Genomic DNA, 3112 nt, shown 5'->3' on the forward strand with positions numbered 1-3112 from the left:
TCGGAAGTCAGCGCATGACACAGATGGCAGGCATGCACATAACGGCCCGACGCCAGGCGGTCACGGACAGGCGCAGGCAGGCGGATCACCACCTCGTGCAGATCATGGCGGTGCAGCATCGCCAGCAAGCGCGAGGCGCGGCGCCGCTTGATGATGGTCTTGACTGAATCCTGGCGCAGATTGCCCAGCGACAGCGCGCTGGTGGTGCCGACCGAATCGCAGGGCAACACCTCGCCATCGGGCCAGACAAAGTACTCATTGCGCTCCGGGCAGTCCTTTTCAAGCTCGGCATAGGGGATCGCCGCCGGTGCCGCCAGCGCTGCAACATGGCCCACCGGCACCATATCCCTGACCAGTACCTGCTCGACATCCAGATCAAACCGGTTGGCTACCTCGGTCTTGATCCGGGCAATCGGCGTCAGATCGCCACGGGTGACATAGACGCGCCGGTTCAAGCCAAGCTTGCCCGCCTCTTCCAGCAAATGCGCAATCACCTCATCGGCCACAAAAGCCTGGTGATAGATGTCGTAGCTCACCACCAGATTGTCCAGCCCGCGCGCGGCCAGCGCGCCAAGGCGCTGCGCCGCCAGACCCGGCTTGCCGGCCCAGCGGCCATTGGTCACCACCCCGAAGCCCAAGCCAAGCTCATGCGCAAGGCCAGCCAGCTCCAGCAAGGCCGGGTAGCGCAGGAACACTTCGCCACCGGTAAAGCCAAGCCGGCAGATCTCGCCAGCTGCGTGAAAGTCGCGGATGGTTTGCCTCGCGAGCGCCACATCCAGATGCTGGCGTACATGATCCTGATTGCAGTGGGCGCAGCGGATATCGCAGGCCCAGGTCAGCTGCAGCGAAAGGTATTTTCCCGGCACGGCATTCCTTTGGGAGGCTCTGAACGAATTGGGTTTTCAACTTGAGCGGCAGGTCCCGGGCAAGCCGGGACTACAGCGCCCGTAGCTAAGTTCTGATTTCTTCTCGATCCATTCCTTCCTCCTCCGCTCCCGCATTGCGCGGTGGAACCGCGCTGTTTGCGCGTCAGCGGACTCGTTCAGAGCTTCCTTTGATCAAACCTGCCTAAACGCATACCACCTTGGGGCCGCGCCAGTTCACCGTGCGCGGCGGCGGCAACTGTGCTGCCAGGGCCGGCGATTCCAGCAGCTTTTCGATCAGGCCGATGGCATTGGCATCGAGCTGTTCGGCGGCTGCGCGGGCAGCCGGGTCGGACACCAAGTCATGGCATAGCTGGCAGGCATGCACATAATGTCCGCTTGCCAAGCGATCGCGCAGGGCGGCCGGCAGGCGTATCACCACCTCATGCAGATCATGGCGGTGCAGCATGGCCAACAGGCGCGAGGCGCGGCGCCGCTTCACGATGGCCTTGGCGCTATCGCTATACACATTGCCGATTGCCAGACCCTCGTGGGTGCCAGCCGAGCAGCAAGGCAGCACCTTGCCATCGGGCCAGACCGTGTAATCACCATGGGTCGGGCAGGCCTTGTCGATCTGCCCATAGGGCAAGGCGGCCGGCGAGCCGAGCGCGGCGCCCGAGCCCAGTGGCACCACATCGCGCACCGACACCACCTCGGTAGCCACCTGCAAGCGAGCCGCCACCGAGGCGATGATCTCGCCTATCGGCGTCAGGTCGGCCCGCGATACATAGACCTGGGTGAGGACGCCCAGCTCAGCGGCGATGCGCAGCAGATCAGCCAGCCGCGCTGCCGGCACAAACGCTTCGTGGAAGGGGTCGTAGCTGACCACCAGCAGATCCAGCCCCAGTGCGCGCAAGGCGACAAGCCGCTCACGGGCGATTTCCGGCGTCCTGGCCCAGCGGCCATTGCTGATCACACCAAACGGCAAACCCAGCTGCGCGCCGACTGCGGCCACCGCCAGCATGGCCGGATAGCGCAGAAACGGCTCGCCGCCGGTAAAGCTGTAGCGATCGATTTCGCCCAGCTTGCACAGGCCGCGCAGTACCCGCTTGGCGGCAGGTACATCCAGATGGGTCTTGGCGTGATCCTGATTGCAATGGGCACAGCGGATATCGCAGGCCCAGGTCAGCAGCAGGGTGAGTTCGCGGCTCTGCAAAGCTTATTTCTTGGCTTTTTTTGTGGATTTACCGGCCTTGGCGGCGGTCGGCATGGCGGCATTCTGGTTCGGGCCGGAGGCGAGCGCTGCGTTCTGGTTAGGTCCGGCTGCCTTGGCCGCATTCTGGTTAGGACCGGCCGCCCGTGCCGTCGGCATGGCTGCATTCTGATTCGGGCCCGATGCCAGTGCGGCATTCTGATTGGGGCCGGCAGCCATGGCGGTGGGCATGGCGGCGTTCTGGTTCGGGCCGGAGGCCAGTGCTGCGTTCTGGTTAGGGCCAGAGGCCAAGGCCGCATTCTGGTTGGGGCCGGACGCCAGGGCGGCATTCTGGTTCGGACCGGAGGCCGACTTTGATGAGGACTTGGCGGGCGCTTCTGCCTGCAATTCATCGACCGACAGCTTCAGTTGCGCCAGCAAATCATCAGACACCGCAACACCGTGTTGACGGAGCAAGGTTGACAGGCCGCCGAGAAACTCGAGCCTGAGCCGGGTGTTCTTCTCGAAATGGGTTCGCAGCTGGGTCAACTCTTTTTGCAGGTTCTGTTTTGCCATGTCGGTCTCCATTTGTTGGGGCTTTCCGTATGAAAGCCGCTCCCAGCGTAGCGTCTCGGGCTACACTGTCAAGGCTGGCGCACCGCCGCTGCGGTTTTTCGGTCTGCCTGTTGTGCTTCACCCAACGATCATCCTCCGCCGACCCTGTTGACATGCTTGAACGCATTCTGTGCATCGCCCATGCCCTGATCCTGGCGGGCCTCATTCTGCTAGCCGGCCCGGCGGCTGCCCTGCCGCCCGGCGGGCATATCCGCTTTACCCACCTCGGTACCAGCGATGGACTCTCCAATGCCGCAGCGCTGACGCTCGCCCAGGATCGGCAAGGCTTTATCTGGATCGGTACGCAGACGGGGCTGGACCGCTTTGATGGCCACGAGCTGATCCACTTCCGGCGCGATTCCGGTGCGAAAAATGGCTTGCTGAGCGACTGGATCAATGTGCTGCATGTCGATCGCGATGGCGTGCTGTGGGTCGGCACCGA

4 protein-coding genes are annotated in these 3112 nt (G+C 63.5%); 1 reads left to right on the top strand and 3 read right to left on the bottom strand.

Annotated elements, in window-relative coordinates; all coding sequences use genetic code 11:
* The 3 genes from ACE3OH_RS09940 to ACE3OH_RS09950 form a co-directional block, all read right to left on the bottom strand.
* Positions 1-866: radical SAM/SPASM domain-containing protein (locus tag ACE3OH_RS09940; RefSeq protein WP_374351441.1), on the bottom strand; the 866-nt coding region annotated here is incomplete at its 3' end.
* 202 nt (positions 867-1068) lie between these two features.
* Positions 1069-2079, bottom strand: a complete 1011-nt coding sequence (locus ACE3OH_RS09945; protein ID WP_374351443.1) for a radical SAM/SPASM domain-containing protein — start codon at positions 2077-2079, stop codon at positions 1069-1071.
* A gap of 3 nt (positions 2080-2082) precedes the next feature.
* A complete protein-coding gene (locus ACE3OH_RS09950) occupies positions 2083-2631 on the bottom strand; it encodes a hypothetical protein (RefSeq protein ID WP_374351445.1) in 549 nt (182 codons plus the stop codon).
* A gap of 152 nt (positions 2632-2783) precedes the next feature.
* Between ACE3OH_RS09950 and ACE3OH_RS09955 the strand changes: the two genes are divergently transcribed.
* Positions 2784-3112 (top strand): two-component regulator propeller domain-containing protein (locus ACE3OH_RS09955; RefSeq protein ID WP_374351447.1); only part of this gene is annotated, 329 nt, incomplete at its 3' end.

Source organism: Chitinimonas sp. (genome assembly GCF_041904975.1).
Taxonomy (GTDB): domain Bacteria; phylum Pseudomonadota; class Gammaproteobacteria; order Burkholderiales; family Chitinimonadaceae; genus Chitinimonas.